Below are 16,269 nucleotides of genomic sequence, written 5' to 3'. Positions count from 1 at the left end.
TAACAAGAGAGAGTACAGCTATGTATCACCTTCGCGTACCGCAGACAGAAGAAGAGTTAGAGGTTTATTACCATTTCCGCTGGGAAATGCTGCGCAAACCATTGCATCAACCGCAGGGGTCAGAACGCGACGCCTGGGACGCGATGGCACATCATCAGATGGTCGTCGATGAAGAGGGGAACCTGGTCGCGGTCGGGCGGTTATACATTAATGCCGACGATGAAGCCTCGATCCGTTTTATGGCGGTCCATCCCTCCGTTCAGGACAAAGGATTAGGGACGCTGATGGCAATGACGCTGGAGTCCGTTGCCCGTCAGGAAGGCGTTAAGCGCGTTACCTGTAGCGCCCGTGAAGACGCGGTGGAGTTCTTCTCCAAGCTGGGTTTTGTCAACGAAGGCGAAATCACCGCGCCGCAAACCACGCCGATTCGTCACTTTTTGATGATCAAACCGATTGCCACCCTCGACGATATTCTGCATCGCGCCGACTGGTGCGGGCAGCTTCAGCAGGCGTGGTATCAGCACATCCCGCTCAGCGAAAAAATGGGCGTTCGCATCCAGCAGTACACCGGACAGAAATTTATCACCACCATGCCGGAGATCGGCAATCAGAACCCGCACCACACGCTGTTTGCCGGCAGCCTGTTCTCGCTCGCCACACTCACTGGTTGGGGGCTCATCTGGCTGATGCTGCGCGAACGTCATCTTGGCGGCACCATTATTCTTGCCGATGCCCATATCCGCTACAGCAGCCCCATCAGCGGAAAACCCAGCGCCATTGCGGACTTAGGTTCTCTGGGGGGCGATCTCGACCGCCTGGCGCGGGGACGTAAAGCGCGCGTGCAGATGCAAGTTGAGCTGTTTGGCGACGACAAATCCGGTGCCATTTTCGAAGGCACTTATCTCGTTCTTCCCGCGAAGCCGTATGGCGCGTATGAAGAGGGCGGGAACGAGGAAGAATAGCTTCAGCCAGCCTGGTGCATTACCGGGCTATCCTAACTCGCCATGCGATATCTTTCATGACGTCTCGTGCCGACTGGCTTATACCGCCCAGTTGAAAAAATCCGTGGATCACACTCTGCCACCGCTGAGCAGTACACACTACACTTTGCTCTGTCAGGCGCTGACAGAGTGCCTCGCCCTCATCGCATAGTGGATCAAATTCAGCAGTAATAATGTGTACAGGTGGGAGCCCGCTAAAATCATCACGCCATATCGGACTGGCTTCTGGATGTTTGTGTACACTGTTTGCCAAATACATTTCATAGCCGCTGAGCAGCGTATCGCGAGTGATGACATAATCCACGCCATTGCGGGTATAACTCTCATAGAATGCTGTGGCATCAAGCATGGGATAAATAAGAATAAGCTGCGCGGGTTGCCATGTCCCTGTAGCTTTAAGCCGCAATGACGTCACCAGTGCCAGATGACCACCAGCGCTGTCTCCGCAAAGTGTGAGACGATGTTTATCTGCACCAAATAATTCGGCGTACTTCCAGACCAGATTAGCGCCTTTCTCCGCGTCATTATGCGCAGCGGGGAAGGTATGTTCGGGGGCCAGCCTGTACTGAACCGCAATCACCCGACAGTTACTGTAAAACGCCAGTTGGCGGAGCTGATTATCATGGGTATCAAAACCCCCACTGATAAAACAGCCGCCGTGGTAGTAGATTACCGCTGGTAGAATTTCTGATGCATTGAGTGGAGAAAACACGCGGAAGGTTATGCCTTCAAAATCGAGTGTTTCCACCTCTACACGTGTCTCCGTTTTTCCGGCAAGTTCTCTGCTGGCAACGTATCCCGCGCGTCGGTCATCAATATTCTGGTTTCGAGACGAAGGTCGCCCGGCTGCAATGAAATCCTGAACCAGCTTATCAATCCCCTTTTCCAGTGCCATGAATACGTCCTTTTTTCTGTATGGATATACAGTCTTATAACCCGATTTTTTACAGATGAAAATAGAGGATTTAGGTAGGGATCAGATAATGGAAAACGGCTCGCAGAATCGAAGGCCGTCGGTCTAACGTGCTTTAACCCTAATTTTAATGAGAGTATATTGCTTGAAAATTAACCATTGATGATATACTAAGGTGATATATGAGTCTTTTGGCGGACCTTGATATGGGTAGAATACTGATCGATTTGTCTGATGACGTCATTCAGCGACTGGATAATCTGAAAAAACTGCGGAACAAGCCGCGTGCCGAATTGCTGCGGGAGGCCATTGAGTTATATCTGGACCAGCAGAACGTTTCGGTGATCCGCGATGCTCTTGGCCTGTGGGGAGATCAGAAAGTGGACGGGCTGGAGTATGAACGTAAATTGCGTGAGGAGTGGTAATCATGGAGCACATGGCGGTGTTTGATACTAATATTCTCATCGACCTCTTTAATAATCGCGTAGAGGCTGCGGATACGATTGAAAGCGCTGCACCTCATCGGGCGATCAGTCTCATCACCTGGATGGAAGTCATGGTGGGTGCGCGTAAGCACGGCCACGAAGCTAAAAGTGCGGCAGTGATGGGCGCTTTTGAAATTATTGATGTTTCGCGAGAGATTGCTGAAAGAAGCGTGTCACTCCGAGAGAAGCACGGGATGAAACTTCCCGATGCCATCATTTTGGCTACTGCCCAGAGCAGAAATTGCGCGTTAATTTCAAGAAATACCAAAGACTTTACTGGGATTGCAGGAGTGGTTTCACCCTATAAGCTGTAGGCCGGGCAACGTACGCCGCCCGGCACTAAAGCAGAAAATTACTCCCCCTCGCCCGGGAACAGGAACGGGTTAATCGAGCTGCGGGCAAAGCCCTCTTGCTCCATGTGCGCGTCCAGTACCAGCGTGGCGAGATCGTCGGCGACGGCTTCCACTTTTGGGTCTTTTTCCTGATACAGAATCTTCAGGTACGTCCCGCAATCACCGCAGCTTTCTGCTTTCACCGCAGCGTTTTCGTTTTCCAGCGACCAGTAGTTCAGATCGCGAGTCTGCTCGCAGTTGCTGCATTTAATGCGCACCACGTGCCACTCGGTTTCACACAGGTTGCAGTGCAGGTAGCGCAGGCCTTGGGTAGTGCCGATTTGCACCATGCTGGTGACCGGCATTGAGCCACAGACTGGGCAGAACTGGCGGGCTTCGCCATATTCCGCGCGAGCTTTACCTGGAATCAGGCTCGCCATTTGTGCCCAGTAGAGCGACAGCGCGGCCCAGATAAACGGGGCTTTATCGCTGCTGACCAGCGCAAAGTCAGCGGCAAACAGCGCGCTCGCCATCTCTTCCAGCTCAAGCTCGGAGGCCTTTTCCAGATTCTCGATAACCGACAATGCGGGTCCGCTCATCTCGGGTTTCAGCTCGGCAATCAAAGAATGCAGCAGCGTGTGCCAGTGTTTGTCGCGAGGCAGCACATGGATATCCAGCGGCGGCTTGCCTTGATCGTTCGCTTCTTTTATGCGTGCGGTCAGGTCAATTTGCAGCGGGTGGTCATACAACACCACTTCCTGCGCATGGGCGATCAACGCTGCGAAGCGCAAAAAATCGCCAAGCGGATTGTTCTCTGCCAGCTCACGCAGACGTTCTGCGCGACGGTTGTAGAGGTTCTTGAGTCTGGGGAATAACAACGGCGGAATGTAATCCGCCGTGCGTTTCTCGCTCGAACCCAGCTCATCTTGCGGGATTATGCGAATACTCATTCAGATGACTTATCCTGTTTCTGGCGGACTTCACGATACCAGCGTGGGTGATGTTTCTTCGCCCACGAGCTGGTAACCCATCCTTCCACCATCGCGGTAATGGTGCCTTTCACCCAAAGGGCGGCGTAAATATGCACCATGATAACCACAATTAACGCGACTGCGGCAAATGAATGCAGCATCAGCGCAAATCGGATCACCGGGATTGAGAAAGCAGGCGCGAAATACGGACGCCAGATGATCACACCGCTTATCAGCAACAGGACCAGGAAAATAATCGCCACCCAGAATACGCACTTCTGGCCGAAGTTATAACGCCCGGTGTCACCCACTTCCTCGTTGACGACGATCTTACGAATATTCTTCGCCCAAAAGATATCATCCCGATTGATTAGATTATGGTGCCAATAGCGGAAAAACATGATGATGAACGAGGCAAACATAATCACGCCGACAAACGGGTGCAGAATACGCGCCAGCTGCGGTGTGCCCATGATCTGCATCAGCCAGTTGAAGGACGGGAAGAAGAACCCCAGCCCGCTTATCGCCGCCAGCATGAAGCAGAAGGCGGTGACCCAGTGGTTGATACGTTCCGGCGCCGTGTAGCGCACGATGGTGTCACGTTTCCTCATTTGCGCTCCTCCTCACGATCGTCACGAGGGGTATCTTTTTCCTCATGAAGATTGTCTTCTTCATCATCTGCCCGGTTTGGACCGACGCCGACGTAGTGGAAGATACTGGCAGCGAAGGTGGCGGCAAAGCCAACAGCGGCCAGCGGTTTCCAGATACCTTTCCAGAATTTCACCGTTGCGCTGATTTCCGGGTTCTCCGGCAGGCCGTGATACAGATTCGGCTTGTCGGCGTGGTGCAGCACGTACATCACGTGTGTACCGCCAACGCCCGCCGGATCGTACAGACCAGCGTTATCGTAACCACGGGTTTTCAGCTCAGACACGCGCTCGCCCGCCAGCGTTTTCATCTCCTCTTTGGAGCCAAAGTGGATAGCGCCGGTCGGGCAGGTTTTCACGCAGGCCGGTTCCTGGCCGACGCTCACGCGGTCGACGCACAGCGTACATTTGTAGACGCGGTTGTCTTCCGGGTTCAGTCGCGGCACGTCGAACGGACAGCCCGCGATGCAATAGCCGCAGCCAATGCACTGTTCGGACTGAAAATCGACGATGCCGTTGGCATACTGAATGATTGCGCCTTCCGCCGGACACGCCTTCAGGCAGCCCGGATCGGCGCAGTGCATACAGCCGTCTTTGCGAATCAGCCATTCCAGTTTGTCGTTCTGTTCCACTTCCGAAAAACGCATCACCGTCCAGGACTTGGCGGTCAGATCGGCGGGGTTATCGTACACCCCGACGTTATGACCGACTTCGTCACGGATGTCGTTCCACTCTGAACACGCCACCTGACAGGCTTTACAGCCGATACAGGTGGTCACGTCGATAAGCTTCGCCACTTCCTGCTGGTGGTCCCGCGCCTGAGGCGCGGGCGTGAAACTGTTTGTCGCGGAACGACGAATAATGTCTTGCGATTGATAAGCCATAAGTCGTCTCCGTTACACCTTTTCCACGTTCACGAGGAAGGCCTTAAACTCCGGCGTCTGCGTGTTCGCATCGCCGACGAACGGTGTCAGGGTGTTGGCAATAAAGCCTTTCTTCGCCACACCTTCGTAACCCCAGTGAATCGGGATGCCGATGGTGTCCACCTCTTGCCCGTGTACCTGCAACGTGCGAATACGTTTGGTCACCACCGCCTTAGCCTTGATATAGCCACGGTTAGAGGAAACCTTCACGGTATCGCCATGCGCAATGCCGAGCTTGTTCGCCAGCTTCTCGCCGATCTCTACAAACTGTTCCGGCTGCGCGATGGCGTTAAGCAGCGCGTGCTTGGTCCAGTAGTGGAAGTGCTCGGTCAGACGATAGGTGGTGCCCACGTACGGGAACTTATCTTTCTTGCCCAGCGCCTCGAAATCGCCCTTGAAGATACGGGCTGCCGGGTTTGAGATAACGTTCGGGTGCAGCGGGTTGGTGCCGAGCGGCGTCTCAAACGGTTCGTAGTGTTCCGGGAACGGACCTTCCGCCATCTTATCAATAGCAAACAAACGGCCCATGCCTTCTGGCTGCATGATAAACGGCCCCACGTCGCTGCCTGGTGCGGCAGTGCTGTAGTCCGGAATATCCACGCCACCCCATTTCGCGCCGTCCCATTTCAGGAGCTGACGCTTCGGATCCCACGGTTTACCCTGCGGGTCTGCGGAAGCACGGTTATAGAGAATGCGGCGGTTGAGTGGCCACGCCCAGGCCCAGCCCAGCGTATTGCCAAGGCCCGACGGGTCGGCGTTATCGCGGTTGGCCATCTGGTTGCCTTTCGGCGTCCAGCTTCCGGCGAAGATCCAGCAGCCGCTGGAGGTCGAGCCGTCGTCGCGCAGATGCGCAAAGGTGCTCAACTGCTCGCCTTTCTTCGCCAGTACGGTGCCGGTGGCCGGATCGATAACATCCGCCAGCGCTTTACCGTTGCTCTCCATTGCCACTTCTTCTGGCGCAGGGTTTTCCGGCGTCGAATAGTTCCAGGTCATATTCAGAACCGGTTCCGGGTTCGCGCCGCCTTCTGCTGCATACATCTTACGCATGCGTAAGAAGATACCGGCCAGAATCTCACCGTCGTTCATGGCGATGCCCGGGGCGTCCGCGCCTTTCCAGTGCCACTGCAACCAGCGGCCCGAGTTGACGATAGAACCGTTCTCTTCGGCGAAGCAGGTCGATGGCAGACGGAACACTTCTGTCTGAATCTTCGACGGATCGACATCGTTCGATTCACCGTGGTTCTGCCAGAAGGTCGCGGTTTCGGTGTTGAGCGGGTCAATCGTTACCAGGAACTTCAGTTTGGAAAGCGACTCCACCACTTTGTTTTTGTTCGGGAACGAGGCGACCGGGTTAAAGCCCTGGCACAGATAGCCGTTCACTTTGCCCTGGTGCATCATCTCGAAGTATTGCAGGACGTCATAACCCTTGTCCCACTTCGGCAACCAGTCAAAGCCCCAGCTATTATCAGCCGTTGCTTTATCGCCATAGAAGGCCTTCATCATTGAGACAAAGAATTTCGGGTAGTTGCCCCAGTAGTTCACCTGGCCTTCCAGCAGCGGTTTTGGCGTGTTGGCGGTCAGATAGGTCTGGAGGTCGGTCTGTTTTTCGTTTGGCAGCGTCATGTAGCCGGTCAGGCTTTGTGACAGCAGGCCAATATCGGTCAGACCCTGAATATTGGAGTGACCGCGCAGGGCATTCACGCCGCCGCCTGCCATGCCCATATTGCCGAGCAGCAGCTGAATCATCGCCATGGTACGGATGTTCTGCGCCCCGACGGAGTGCTGTGTCCAGCCGAGCGCATACAGGAACGACGCCGTTTTGTCGTTGACGCTGGTCTCGGCGATGTATTCGCACACTTTCAGGAAGTCGGCTTTTGGCGTACCGCAGATGTTCTCGACCACGTCCGGCGTGTAGCGGGAAACGTGCTCTTTCAGCAGATTCCACACGCAGCGCGGATGAGTCAGCGTGGTATCGCGCTTCGCAAAGCCTTTTTCGTCCAGCTCGTAGTTCCAGCTGGTTTTATCGTATTTGCGTTTATCGGCGTCGTAACCGCTGAACAGGCCATCTTCAAAGCCATAATCTTCACGCACGATCAGGCTGGCGTTGGTGTAGGCCTCGGCGTATTCGCGGTTGTATTTTTCATTGGTGAGCAGGTACAGCAATACGCCCGACAGGAAGGTGATGTCAGTACCGGAACGAATTGGGGTATAGAAATCCGCCACCGACGCGGTACGCGTGAAGCGGGGATCGATAACAATCAGTTTTGCGCCGTTGTGGATTTTGGCTTCCATCGCCCAGCGGAACCCGACAGGGTGCGCTTCAGCGGCGTTACCGCCCATCACCACGATAAGGTTGGCGTTCTTGATGTCGACCCAGTGGTTGGTCATCGCACCGCGACCAAATGTTGGAGCAAGACTTGCTACCGTTGGTCCGTGTCAGACGCGCGCCTGGTTGTCGACTGCGAGCATGCCGAGTGCACGCGTAAATTTCTGGGTTAAATAGCCGGTTTCGTTGCTGGAGGCCGAAGCGCACAGCATGCCGGTGGAGAGCCAGCGGTTGACCGTCACGCCGTCAGCATTCTGCGGCATAAAGTTGGCATCGCGGTCTTCTTTCATGAGCTTAGCGATGCGGTCAAACGCCTGTTCCCAGGTAATCTGCTGCCATTTATCAGAGCCTGGCGCGCGGTATTCAGGGAATTTCAGACGGCTTTCAGAGTGGATAAAGTCCACCAGACCTGCGCCTTTCGGGCACAATGCGCCACGGTTGACCGGATGATCCGGGTCACCTTCGATATGGAAGATAGATGCTTTGGCGTTTTTCGCACCGTCGCCGAGGCTATACATCAACAGCCCACAACCGACAGAGCAGTACGTACAGGTATTACGGGTTTCGCGGGTGCGCAGCAGTTTGTACTGCCGTGTTTCCGCCAGCGCTACGCCTGGGGCAAAGCCCAGTGCCGCTACCGTGGTGCCTGCCATACCGCCAGCGCAGATCTTAAAGAACTGCCTTCTGCTGACCTGCATGGGTCACTCCTTGTTTCTGTTCGACATTGCTAAGAAGTTTTTTCTTTACGATCGTGAATTCACCGCAAAGATGGAAATTTGATCTATTCCCTCAATTCCGCGAGGGGTATGTTCAGAATACCACAATGTCGGTAAGCCTGTTCCAACGGGGTTAAAACAAAGTGAACGTATTATCACTATGATGATTATAAAGTGTGATATTAATCACATTTTACCGCCTTCATGTTGCGGGGGTGTATCAGTGCTTCGGTTGTGCCACTCCGGAATAGGTAGGTAAAATTGAAGAGTATGGGAGCCCAAAAGTTGATCCATACTATGCGCGAGGCCCGCGGTTTATGATGCAATAGCGGGCTTACCACTGTGGTTGCTCAGGAATACCGTTGTGTCTAAACAAAATTGTGATACCCGCTCGTCTTCGTTGCCTGCGGGCATTGTGGAACTGTCGGTACACAGACCTCCTCATATTACCCACTCCACGCCCGATTTCGTGGCAGCGGAAGTCCCCGTTGCGCTGGTTTACAACGGTATTTCCCACGTAGTGATGATGGCGTCGCCTAAAGATCTCGAACTGTTCGCCATCGGCTTTTCGCTCTCCGAGGGAATTATTGAGCAGCCGCAGGATATTTACAGCATGGACGTGGTGCAGGTCTGTAATGGCCTGGAAGTGCAAATCGAGCTTTCAAGCCGCCGCTTTATGGGGCTTAAAGAACGCCGCCGAGCGCTGGCAGGGCGCACGGGCTGCGGCGTCTGTGGCGTAGAGCAACTCAATGATATTGGTAAGCCCATTATCCCGTTGCCGTTTACCCAAACGTTCAATCTTAACCATCTGGACCACGCTCTTGAGCATCTCAATGACGTCCAGCCTATTGGGCAACTGAGCGGATGTACCCACGCTGCTGCCTGGGTGCTTCCATCCGGTGACATTGCGGGTGGACATGAGGACGTGGGCCGCCACGTCGCGCTGGATAAACTGCTGGGTCGTCGCGCCGGAGAAAGCGAGGCATGGCATCAGGGTGCGGCGCTGGTATCCAGCCGGGCGAGCTATGAGATGGTGCAAAAGGCCGCGATGTGCGGTGTGGAAATCCTCTTCGCGGTATCAGCGGCGACCACGCTGGCGGTGGAGGTGGCGCAGCGCTGTAACCTGACGCTGGTGGGCTTCTGTAAGCCAGGCAGAGCGACCGTCTATACGCATTCTCAGCGCATCATCATTAATCAGTAAATTTGAATAACTTTAGCAAATCCTTCCGCTTTTAGTTGTCGGTGATGAGGTCTATTATTTATCACATCAAGGCAAAACGCCTTATCTAAACAACTAAACAACAGGATTTATACCATGAAAAACATCAAAACTTTTGTCGCAGTTATCGCTCTGTCTACTTCTTTCGGTTCATTCGCTGCTCAGTCTGTGACCGCAACCGCCTCGACCCTTGATGGCGCAGAAGCGAAAATCGCCGCTCAGGCACAAGAAGCAGGCGCATCGTCTTACAAAATTACTCAGGCATTTACCGGTAACCAGGTACACATGACCGCTGAACTGAACAAATAAGTCGTGTAGCCACTGTCCCTCGCTCTTCGGAGCAGGGACAGGTTCTTACCTTCTTACCGCAGTAGCGCAATAAACTCCCCGTAGTGCTTCAGTTTCTCTATCGTCTCCGGCGAATGGCGGCTCAACACGCTGGCCAGAAAGCTAAAAATCTTTAATTCCTGCCGATTTGCCGCGCTGGCGCAGGCCATCAGCACATGCCTGCTATTTTATCAATGCAGACCCGCCAGCCGCAGCAGCGCCGTGACGATAGCGGCCGCGAAGATCACCACGATAAGCGGCATCTTGCGCCAGGCCAAAAACACCGCAAACGACACGCCCAGCACGCGCGCCATGCCGGCAAAATGCTCGCCTTCGTAGAACGTCGTCGCCAGCGCCACGGAAAATAGCAGCACCGTGGCGGCATCGGAAAGCAGCGCCTGAGAACGCTCCGACAGCGCCAGTCGATTCCCCAGCTTTGCCCCGCCGAGTCGCATCAGGTATGTTCCCGCCGATAAAATGGCGATACCGAGGATAAAAAAGGTCATGTTTTCCATTATTTCTTCCTCGCGGCAAGGCCGAATAAGGAGAGCAGTACCGGCAGGCCGACGGGGGCAAACGGCACGGCGGCCAGCGACAGCGCTGCGCCGCTATAGGCGCGGATAAGCGTGGTGCGGTTCTTAAACGCCGGGACGACCAGCGCCAGCAAGATGGCGGGGAATACCGCGTCCAGGCCGATGGTTTCCGGCGCGGGTAACAGCTTGCCGACGCCCGCGCCCAGCAGGGTGCCAAGTGGCCAGACGATGGCGACGCCCAGCCCGCACAGCCAGTAGGCGGCTTTGCGCTGCTCAGGCGTTTTTTGCGACAGGCCAAACACCACGCTCTCGTCGTTCATGATGTGGCAGCCCAGAAAGCTCAATCCGCGCTTGCCGACCAGTTCACGCACCGTTACGCCAAACGGAACGTGTCGTGCGTTGACCAGTAAACCTGCGGCGGCAGCGGCAAGCGGATTCCCGCCGCTGGCGACGATGCCAATAAACATAAATTCGGACGCGCCCGCCAGCACCGTTATCGAGAGCACAAACGGCACCCAGATAGGGAAGCCATACGCCATCGCCAGCGAGCCGTAAGACACGCCAACAACCCCTACCGCCAGGCATACCAGAACAATCGCTTTTATCGTGTCGCCTTTCAGGCACGAGAAATAATGCTTCATACAATTTTAGCCATATCGAACGAGTTTCCATTATAATGAACGCATCAATATCGTTTTACAAGATGAACGATTCGTTCGATTTATAGAACAGAGGCCGTTTTATGACGCAGCCAATTAGCGTGATCGCCAAAAGTCTGGTGCGTGAACGTATGCGGACCGGGCTTTCACTGGCGGAAATCGCGCGCCGTGCCGGAATAGCAAAATCAACGCTCTCTCAACTGGAGTCCGGAAACGGTAATCCTAGCCTGGAAACGCTGTGGTCGTTGTGCGTGGCGCTGGGCATTCCGTTCGCCCGCCTGCTTGAGCCGCAGCAGCCGACGACGCAGGTGATTCGCCGTGGCGAAGGGACAAAAGTGACCGCCGAGCATGCCCATTATCAGGCCATTTTGCTGGCAACGTGCCCACCGGGCGCGCGACGCGATATCTATATGCTGATGGCCCAGCCGGGCGCGGACCGTATTTCTCAGCCACATCCACCGGGGTCGGTTGAGCACATTATTATTACCCAGGGCCGGGCGCTGGTGGGCCTGACCGATGCGCCGGAAGCGCTAGGCGAAGGGGATTACATCTGCTATCCCGCAGACCAGCCGCACATTTTCAAAGCCCTTGAGCCAGACACGTACGCGCTGATGGTGGCGGAACAAAACTAAACAGCAGGACACGGAAAATCATGTCGCTTAAAGCCATTGCCAAAGAACTGGGGTTGTCCGTTACCACCGTCAGCCGCGCCCTTAACGGATATGACGACGTCTCCAGCGACACGCGTGCGCGCGTCGAAGCCGAAGCGCAGCGCCGTGGCTATCGTCCCAATACCTTTGCTCGTCGTCTGAAGATGGGCAAAATCGACGCCGTCGGGCTGGTCTTCCCGGTGCATCCGGTTCCGCTCAATAACAGCGTTTTTATGGACATGGTCGGCGAAATTAGCCACGAACTGGCGCGACATGAGATTGATCTGCTGCTGATCGCCGACGACGATTTGGCAGACAAACACAGCTATATGCGCATGGTGCAAAGCCGTCGCGTTGATGCGCTAATCGTGGCGCATACGCTTGACCACGATCCGCGCCTGACGCAATTGCAGGCCGTGAATTTCCCTTTCCTTGCGCTGGGCCGCAGCCAATTACCGCAACCTTACGCGTGGTTTGATTTTGATAACTACGCCGGGACGTATCAGGCGACGCGCTGGCTGATTGAAAAAGGCCATCAGCGGATAGCGTTGCTCGGCGAGAGCAATAATCAAGCCTTCATTACCCAGCGTCGACAGGGCTATCTGGATGCGTTGCGCGAGTCGGGCTTATCCAGCGAATGGCTACGCGCCATGCCGCCGTCACGCCGCGTGGGTTACGCCACGACTCACGAACTGCTCTCTCTTGAAATACCGCCGACCGCCATCATCACCGACTGCAACACCCACGGCGACGGGGCTGCGATGGCACTGGCGCAGCTTGGGCGTTTACACGGCGATAACGCCGTCGCGCTGGTGGTTTACGACGGACTGCCGCAGGACAGCATCGTGGATGCCGACGTGGCCTCGGTTATCCAGTCCACCCGTCAGGGCGTGGGCAAACAGATTGCCGATATGGTGCGCCAGCTGATTAACGGCGACGACGTGTCTCAGCTTCAGGTACTGTGGCAACCGGAATTCTCACCGGGCAAAATGGCCTAAATTTCCTAAAAATTCCCGATCCGATCACAGATCCGAAACGTTTTGGTTTGTATCCGAAACGTTTCGGATCAACACTCAGGACATCTGATGACAGGAGATGTCCGATGCAAGATTCCATTTTACGACTCGAAAGCAAAACGGTAGACGTGGTTGTCAAAACTCACCCGTTCGCCGAAATTCTCTATTGGGGGCTGCATCTTCAGTACTTTTCGCCGCACGATGCCCAAAGCCTTTCTCGCCCGGTGGCCAACGGCAGGCTGGATGTTGATATCCCGCTGACGCTGATGGCCGAGCTGGGACACGGCCTGTTCGGCGCGCCGGGGATTGAAGGCCATCGTCAGGGGCTGGACGGTTCACCGATTTTCAAAACCACCCGCGTGGAGCTGCAGGGGCAAAGCCTGACGCTCACGTCGGAAGATGAACAGGCAGGTCTGCGCCTGACCAGCGAAATCACCCTCGATAACAGCGGCGTGCTCGTGGTGCGTCACGGTCTGACTAACCTGCGCGCGCAGCCGTGGCAGGTCGAGCGCCTGGCGGTGACGCTGCCGATAGCAGAGCGCGCACAGGAAGTGATGGCCTTTCATGGTCGCTGGATCCGCGAGTTCCAGCCGCATCGCGTCAAGCTGGAACACGACAGCTTCGTGATTGAAAGCCGTCGCGGGCGTTCTTCCCACGAGCATTTTCCGGCGCTGATGACCGGCACGCCGTCCTTCAATGAAATGCACGGCGACGTGTGGGGCGCGCATCTCGGCTGGAGCGGCAACCACCGCCTGCGCGCCGAGGCCAAAACCGACGGTCGTCGTTATTTGCAGGCCGAGGCGCTGTACCTGCCGGGTGAAATGGCAATTGATGAGGGTGAAACCCTGTGGACGCCGCGCCTGTACGCCAGCTACTCCGCGCAGGGGCTGAACGGAATGAGCCAGCAGTTCCATCGTTATCTGCGCGACAACATTATTCGCTTCCCGAACGACAAGCCGCGCCCGGTTCACCTGAACACCTGGGAAGGCATCTACTTTGACCACGATCCTGAGTACATCATGCGGATGGCAGACGAAGCCGCCGGGCTTGGCGTGGAGCGCTTTATCATCGACGACGGCTGGTTTAAAGGGCGCAATAACGACCACGGCGCGCTGGGTGACTGGTATCTCGACGAGCAAAAATATCCCAACGGTTTAGCGCCAGTGATTCACCACGTTAAAAACCTCGGCATGGAGTTCGGCATCTGGGTCGAGCCTGAAATGATCAGCCCCGATTCCGATTTGTATCGCGCCCATCCCGACTGGGTGCTGGCGATGCCGGGTTATGCCCAGGCCACCGGTCGCCACCAGTGGGTGCTCAATTTGAACATTCCCGAGGCCTTTGATTACGTGCTGGAACGCCTGAGCTGGCTGCTGGGTGAACACGCGATTGATTACGTAAAATGGGACATGAACCGTGAGCTGGTGCAGCCGGGCCACCACGGTAAAGCTGCCGCCGATGCGCAAACTCACCAGTTCTATCGCCTACTCGACGTACTGGGCGAACGTTTTCCGCAGGTCGAGTTTGAATCCTGCTCTTCGGGCGGTGGACGTATCGATTACGAGGTACTGACCCGCTGCCACCGCTTCTGGCCATCGGACAACAACGATGCGCTGGAGCGCAACAGCATCCAGCGCGGGATGAGCTATTTCTTCCCGCCGGAGGTGATGGGCGCGCATATCGGTCATCATAAATGCCACGCTACGTTCCGCCAGCACAGCATCGCCTTCCGTGGCCTGACCGCGCTATTTGGTCACATGGGGCTGGAGCTGGATCCGCTTACCGTGGATGAGCAGGAACGAGACGGTTATCGCCACTACGCCGCGCTGCACAAGCAGTGGCGTGAGGTGATTCATCACGGCACCCAGTGGCGCGTGGATATGCCCGATGCCACTACCCTGGCGCACGGTATAGTGAGTGAAGATAAGAAGCAGGGGTTGTTTATCGTCAGCCAGCTTCAGATGCCAGATTACACCCTAATGATGCCGCTGCGCATGCCGGGGCTGGACGCCCGCGCGCAGTACCGCATCACGCTGCTCGATCACCCAAATATTTGCCTGACCGGTGAAGGGGGCCACACCATGCGCAAGCTGCCCGCGTGGATGGAAGCGCCGCAAACGGTGAGCGGCGAATGGCTAATGCAGGCGGGGATCGCGCTGCCGATTCTCGATCCGGAAACCGCCATTCTGATTGGCGTTGAACGCGTGTAAAGGTGACGGGCCGGGCAACCGGCCCTCAGTTGAGGATAAAAATAATGAATACGACTGCCTGTACCCACAAAGACAACCCTAACTTCTGGATTTTCGGGGCGTTCTTCTTTCTCTACTTCTTCATCATGGCCACCTGCTTTCCGTTCCTGCCGATCTGGCTCTCGGACGTTATCGGCCTGAACAAAACGCATACCGGGATTGTGTTCTCCTGTATCTCGCTGTCCGCGATTGCCTTCCAGCCGGTGCTGGGTGTGATTTCGGACAAGCTGGGGCTGAAAAAACACCTGCTGTGGATAATCGCGGTGCTGCTGTTTTTGTTCGCACCCTTTTTCCTGTACGTCTTCGCGCCGCTGTTGAAAACCAGCATCTGGCTCGGTGCGCTAAGCGGCGGGTTGTACATCGGTTTTGTCTTCTCGGCGGGGTCGGGTGCCATTGAGGCTTACATCGAACGCGTGAGCCGCAATAGTCACTTCGAATACGGCAAGGCGCGTATGTTTGGTTGCCTGGGGTGGGGACTGTGCGCCTCCACGGGCGGGGTGCTGTTCAGTATCGATCCGTCGTTGGTGTTCTGGATGGGTTCCGCCGCCGCGTTACTCCTGATGTTGCTGTTGGTGGTCGCCAAACCGAAGCCCAATCAGACCGCCGAAGTGATGAACGCGCTGGGCGCTAACCAGCCGCAGATCACCGCCAAAACCGTGTTTAGCCTGTTCCGCCAGCGCAAAATGTGGATGTTCATTTTGTACGTGATCGGCGTGGCCTGCGTGTATGACGTGTTCGACCAGCAGTTTGCCACCTTCTTTAAATCATTCTTCGCCACGCCGCAGGAAGGGACGCGCGCCTTTGGTTTTGCCACCACCGCAGGCGAAATCTGTAACGCCATTATTATGTTCTGCTCACCGTGGATCATTAACCGTATCGGCGCAAAGAACACGCTGCTGATTGCCGGGCTGATTATGGCAGCGCGCATTATCGGCTCGTCGTTCGCCACCACGGTGGAAGAAGTGATTGCCCTGAAAATGTTGCACGCGCTGGAAGTGCCGTTCCTGCTGGTGGGTGCCTTCAAGTACATCACCGGCGTGTTTGATACCCGCCTGTCGGCGACGATCTATCTGATTGGCTTCCAGTTTGCCAAACAGTCGGCGGCGATATTCCTCTCGGCGTTCGCCGGGAACATGTACGACCGGATCGGCTTCCAGGATACCTATCTGATGCTCGGGTGTTTTGTGCTGATGATTACGGTGGTGTCGGCGTTTACGCTGAGCAACCGACAGCAGATTGCAGCAGGCGCGAAGACGGTACAGGTGAATTAAGAAAAGGCGCTGCCGCGAGTGCGGCAGCGCG

The 16,269-nt window shown here is 55.8% G+C and carries 17 protein-coding genes; 9 read left to right on the top strand and 8 right to left on the bottom strand.

Going from position 1 to position 16,269, the window contains the following annotated elements:
• The first annotated feature begins 20 nt into the window (after positions 1-20).
• A complete protein-coding gene (gene fabY / locus AC6EMZ_RS20895; RefSeq protein ID WP_498404748.1) occupies positions 21-962 on the top strand; it encodes a fatty acid biosynthesis protein FabY in 942 nt (313 codons plus the stop codon).
• A gap of 19 nt (positions 963-981) precedes the next feature.
• Here fabY and AC6EMZ_RS20890 read toward each other — a convergent pair whose 3' ends face one another.
• Entirely contained in the window at positions 982-1,896 is a 915-nt protein-coding gene (locus tag AC6EMZ_RS20890) for an alpha/beta hydrolase (protein WP_498404747.1), read from the bottom strand.
• Between the two features lie 200 nt (positions 1,897-2,096).
• Between AC6EMZ_RS20890 and AC6EMZ_RS20885 the strand changes: the two genes are divergently transcribed.
• Positions 2,097-2,339, top strand: coding sequence for a ribbon-helix-helix protein, CopG family (locus tag AC6EMZ_RS20885; protein WP_498404746.1), 243 nt, complete (start codon positions 2,097-2,099; stop codon positions 2,337-2,339).
• Positions 2,340-2,341: 2 nt separating this feature from the next.
• Positions 2,342-2,713, top strand: coding sequence for a type II toxin-antitoxin system VapC family toxin (locus tag AC6EMZ_RS20880; protein ID WP_498404745.1), 372 nt, complete (start codon positions 2,342-2,344; stop codon positions 2,711-2,713).
• Positions 2,714-2,751: 38 nt separating this feature from the next.
• On the opposite strand, the gene fdhE is transcribed toward AC6EMZ_RS20880, so the two are convergent.
• From fdhE to fdnG, 4 genes are read right to left on the bottom strand one after another with little or no spacing between them, the layout of a single operon-like run.
• The gene (fdhE, locus tag AC6EMZ_RS20875; protein WP_498404744.1) at positions 2,752-3,681 is read right to left on the bottom strand and encodes a formate dehydrogenase accessory protein FdhE; all 930 of its coding nucleotides are present in this window, start codon (positions 3,679-3,681) and stop codon (positions 2,752-2,754) included.
• Positions 3,678-4,313: a formate dehydrogenase cytochrome b556 subunit gene (gene fdoI / locus AC6EMZ_RS20870; protein WP_498404743.1), complete on the bottom strand. Its 636-nt coding sequence runs from the start codon at positions 4,311-4,313 to the stop codon at positions 3,678-3,680. Before fdoI ends, fdhE begins: the two co-directional genes overlap by 4 nt.
• On the bottom strand, positions 4,310-5,233 hold the full coding sequence (fdxH, locus tag AC6EMZ_RS20865; protein WP_498404742.1) for a formate dehydrogenase subunit beta: 924 nt from the start codon (positions 5,231-5,233) through the stop codon (positions 4,310-4,312). Before fdxH ends, fdoI begins: the two co-directional genes overlap by 4 nt.
• Positions 5,234-5,245: 12 nt before the next feature.
• Entirely contained in the window at positions 5,246-8,296 is a 3,051-nt protein-coding gene (fdnG, locus tag AC6EMZ_RS20860) for a formate dehydrogenase-N subunit alpha (protein WP_498404741.1), read from the bottom strand.
• A 382-nt stretch (positions 8,297-8,678) separates the two neighbouring features.
• On the opposite strand from fdnG, the gene fdhD reads away from it, so the two are divergent.
• Positions 8,679-9,515, top strand: a complete 837-nt coding sequence (gene fdhD / locus AC6EMZ_RS20855; RefSeq protein WP_498404740.1) for a formate dehydrogenase accessory sulfurtransferase FdhD — start codon at positions 8,679-8,681, stop codon at positions 9,513-9,515.
• A gap of 114 nt (positions 9,516-9,629) precedes the next feature.
• Entirely contained in the window at positions 9,630-9,842 is a 213-nt protein-coding gene (locus tag AC6EMZ_RS20850) for a YdgH/BhsA/McbA family protein (RefSeq protein WP_498404739.1), read from the top strand.
• A 53-nt stretch (positions 9,843-9,895) separates the two neighbouring features.
• Here AC6EMZ_RS20850 and AC6EMZ_RS20845 read toward each other — a convergent pair whose 3' ends face one another.
• From AC6EMZ_RS20845 to AC6EMZ_RS20835, 3 genes are read right to left on the bottom strand one after another with little or no spacing between them, the layout of a single operon-like run.
• A complete protein-coding gene (locus AC6EMZ_RS20845) occupies positions 9,896-10,030 on the bottom strand; it encodes a transcription antiterminator BglG (protein ID WP_498404737.1) in 135 nt (44 codons plus the stop codon).
• Between the two features lie 21 nt (positions 10,031-10,051).
• Positions 10,052-10,375: an AzlD domain-containing protein gene (locus tag AC6EMZ_RS20840; RefSeq protein WP_498404736.1), complete on the bottom strand. Its 324-nt coding sequence runs from the start codon at positions 10,373-10,375 to the stop codon at positions 10,052-10,054.
• Entirely contained in the window at positions 10,375-11,034 is a 660-nt protein-coding gene (locus AC6EMZ_RS20835) for an AzlC family ABC transporter permease (protein ID WP_498404735.1), read from the bottom strand. Before AC6EMZ_RS20835 ends, AC6EMZ_RS20840 begins: the two co-directional genes overlap by 1 nt.
• 101 nt (positions 11,035-11,135) lie before the next feature.
• On the opposite strand from AC6EMZ_RS20835, the gene AC6EMZ_RS20830 reads away from it, so the two are divergent.
• From AC6EMZ_RS20830 to AC6EMZ_RS20815, 4 genes are all read left to right on the top strand, one after another.
• Positions 11,136-11,684 (top strand): helix-turn-helix domain-containing protein, encoded by a 549-nt coding sequence (locus AC6EMZ_RS20830; protein WP_498404734.1) that lies wholly within the window; start codon positions 11,136-11,138, stop codon positions 11,682-11,684.
• 20 nt (positions 11,685-11,704) lie between these two features.
• Positions 11,705-12,700: a LacI family DNA-binding transcriptional regulator gene (locus AC6EMZ_RS20825; RefSeq protein WP_498404733.1), complete on the top strand. Its 996-nt coding sequence runs from the start codon at positions 11,705-11,707 to the stop codon at positions 12,698-12,700.
• Positions 12,701-12,804: 104 nt separating this feature from the next.
• Positions 12,805-14,928 carry an alpha-galactosidase gene (locus tag AC6EMZ_RS20820; RefSeq protein WP_498404731.1) on the top strand — a complete coding sequence of 708 codons (2,124 nt, stop codon included), beginning with the start codon at positions 12,805-12,807 and terminating at the stop codon, positions 14,926-14,928.
• 44 nt (positions 14,929-14,972) lie between these two features.
• The gene (locus tag AC6EMZ_RS20815) at positions 14,973-16,238 is read left to right on the top strand and encodes an MFS transporter (protein WP_498404730.1); all 1,266 of its coding nucleotides are present in this window, start codon (positions 14,973-14,975) and stop codon (positions 16,236-16,238) included.
• The last annotated feature ends 31 nt before the right edge of the window (positions 16,239-16,269 follow it).

This window comes from Enterobacter sp. SCRI0065 (assembly GCF_059766475.1).
The sequence above is the reverse complement of the archived record's forward strand: the minus strand, read 5'-3'. Positions and strand labels throughout refer to the sequence as shown.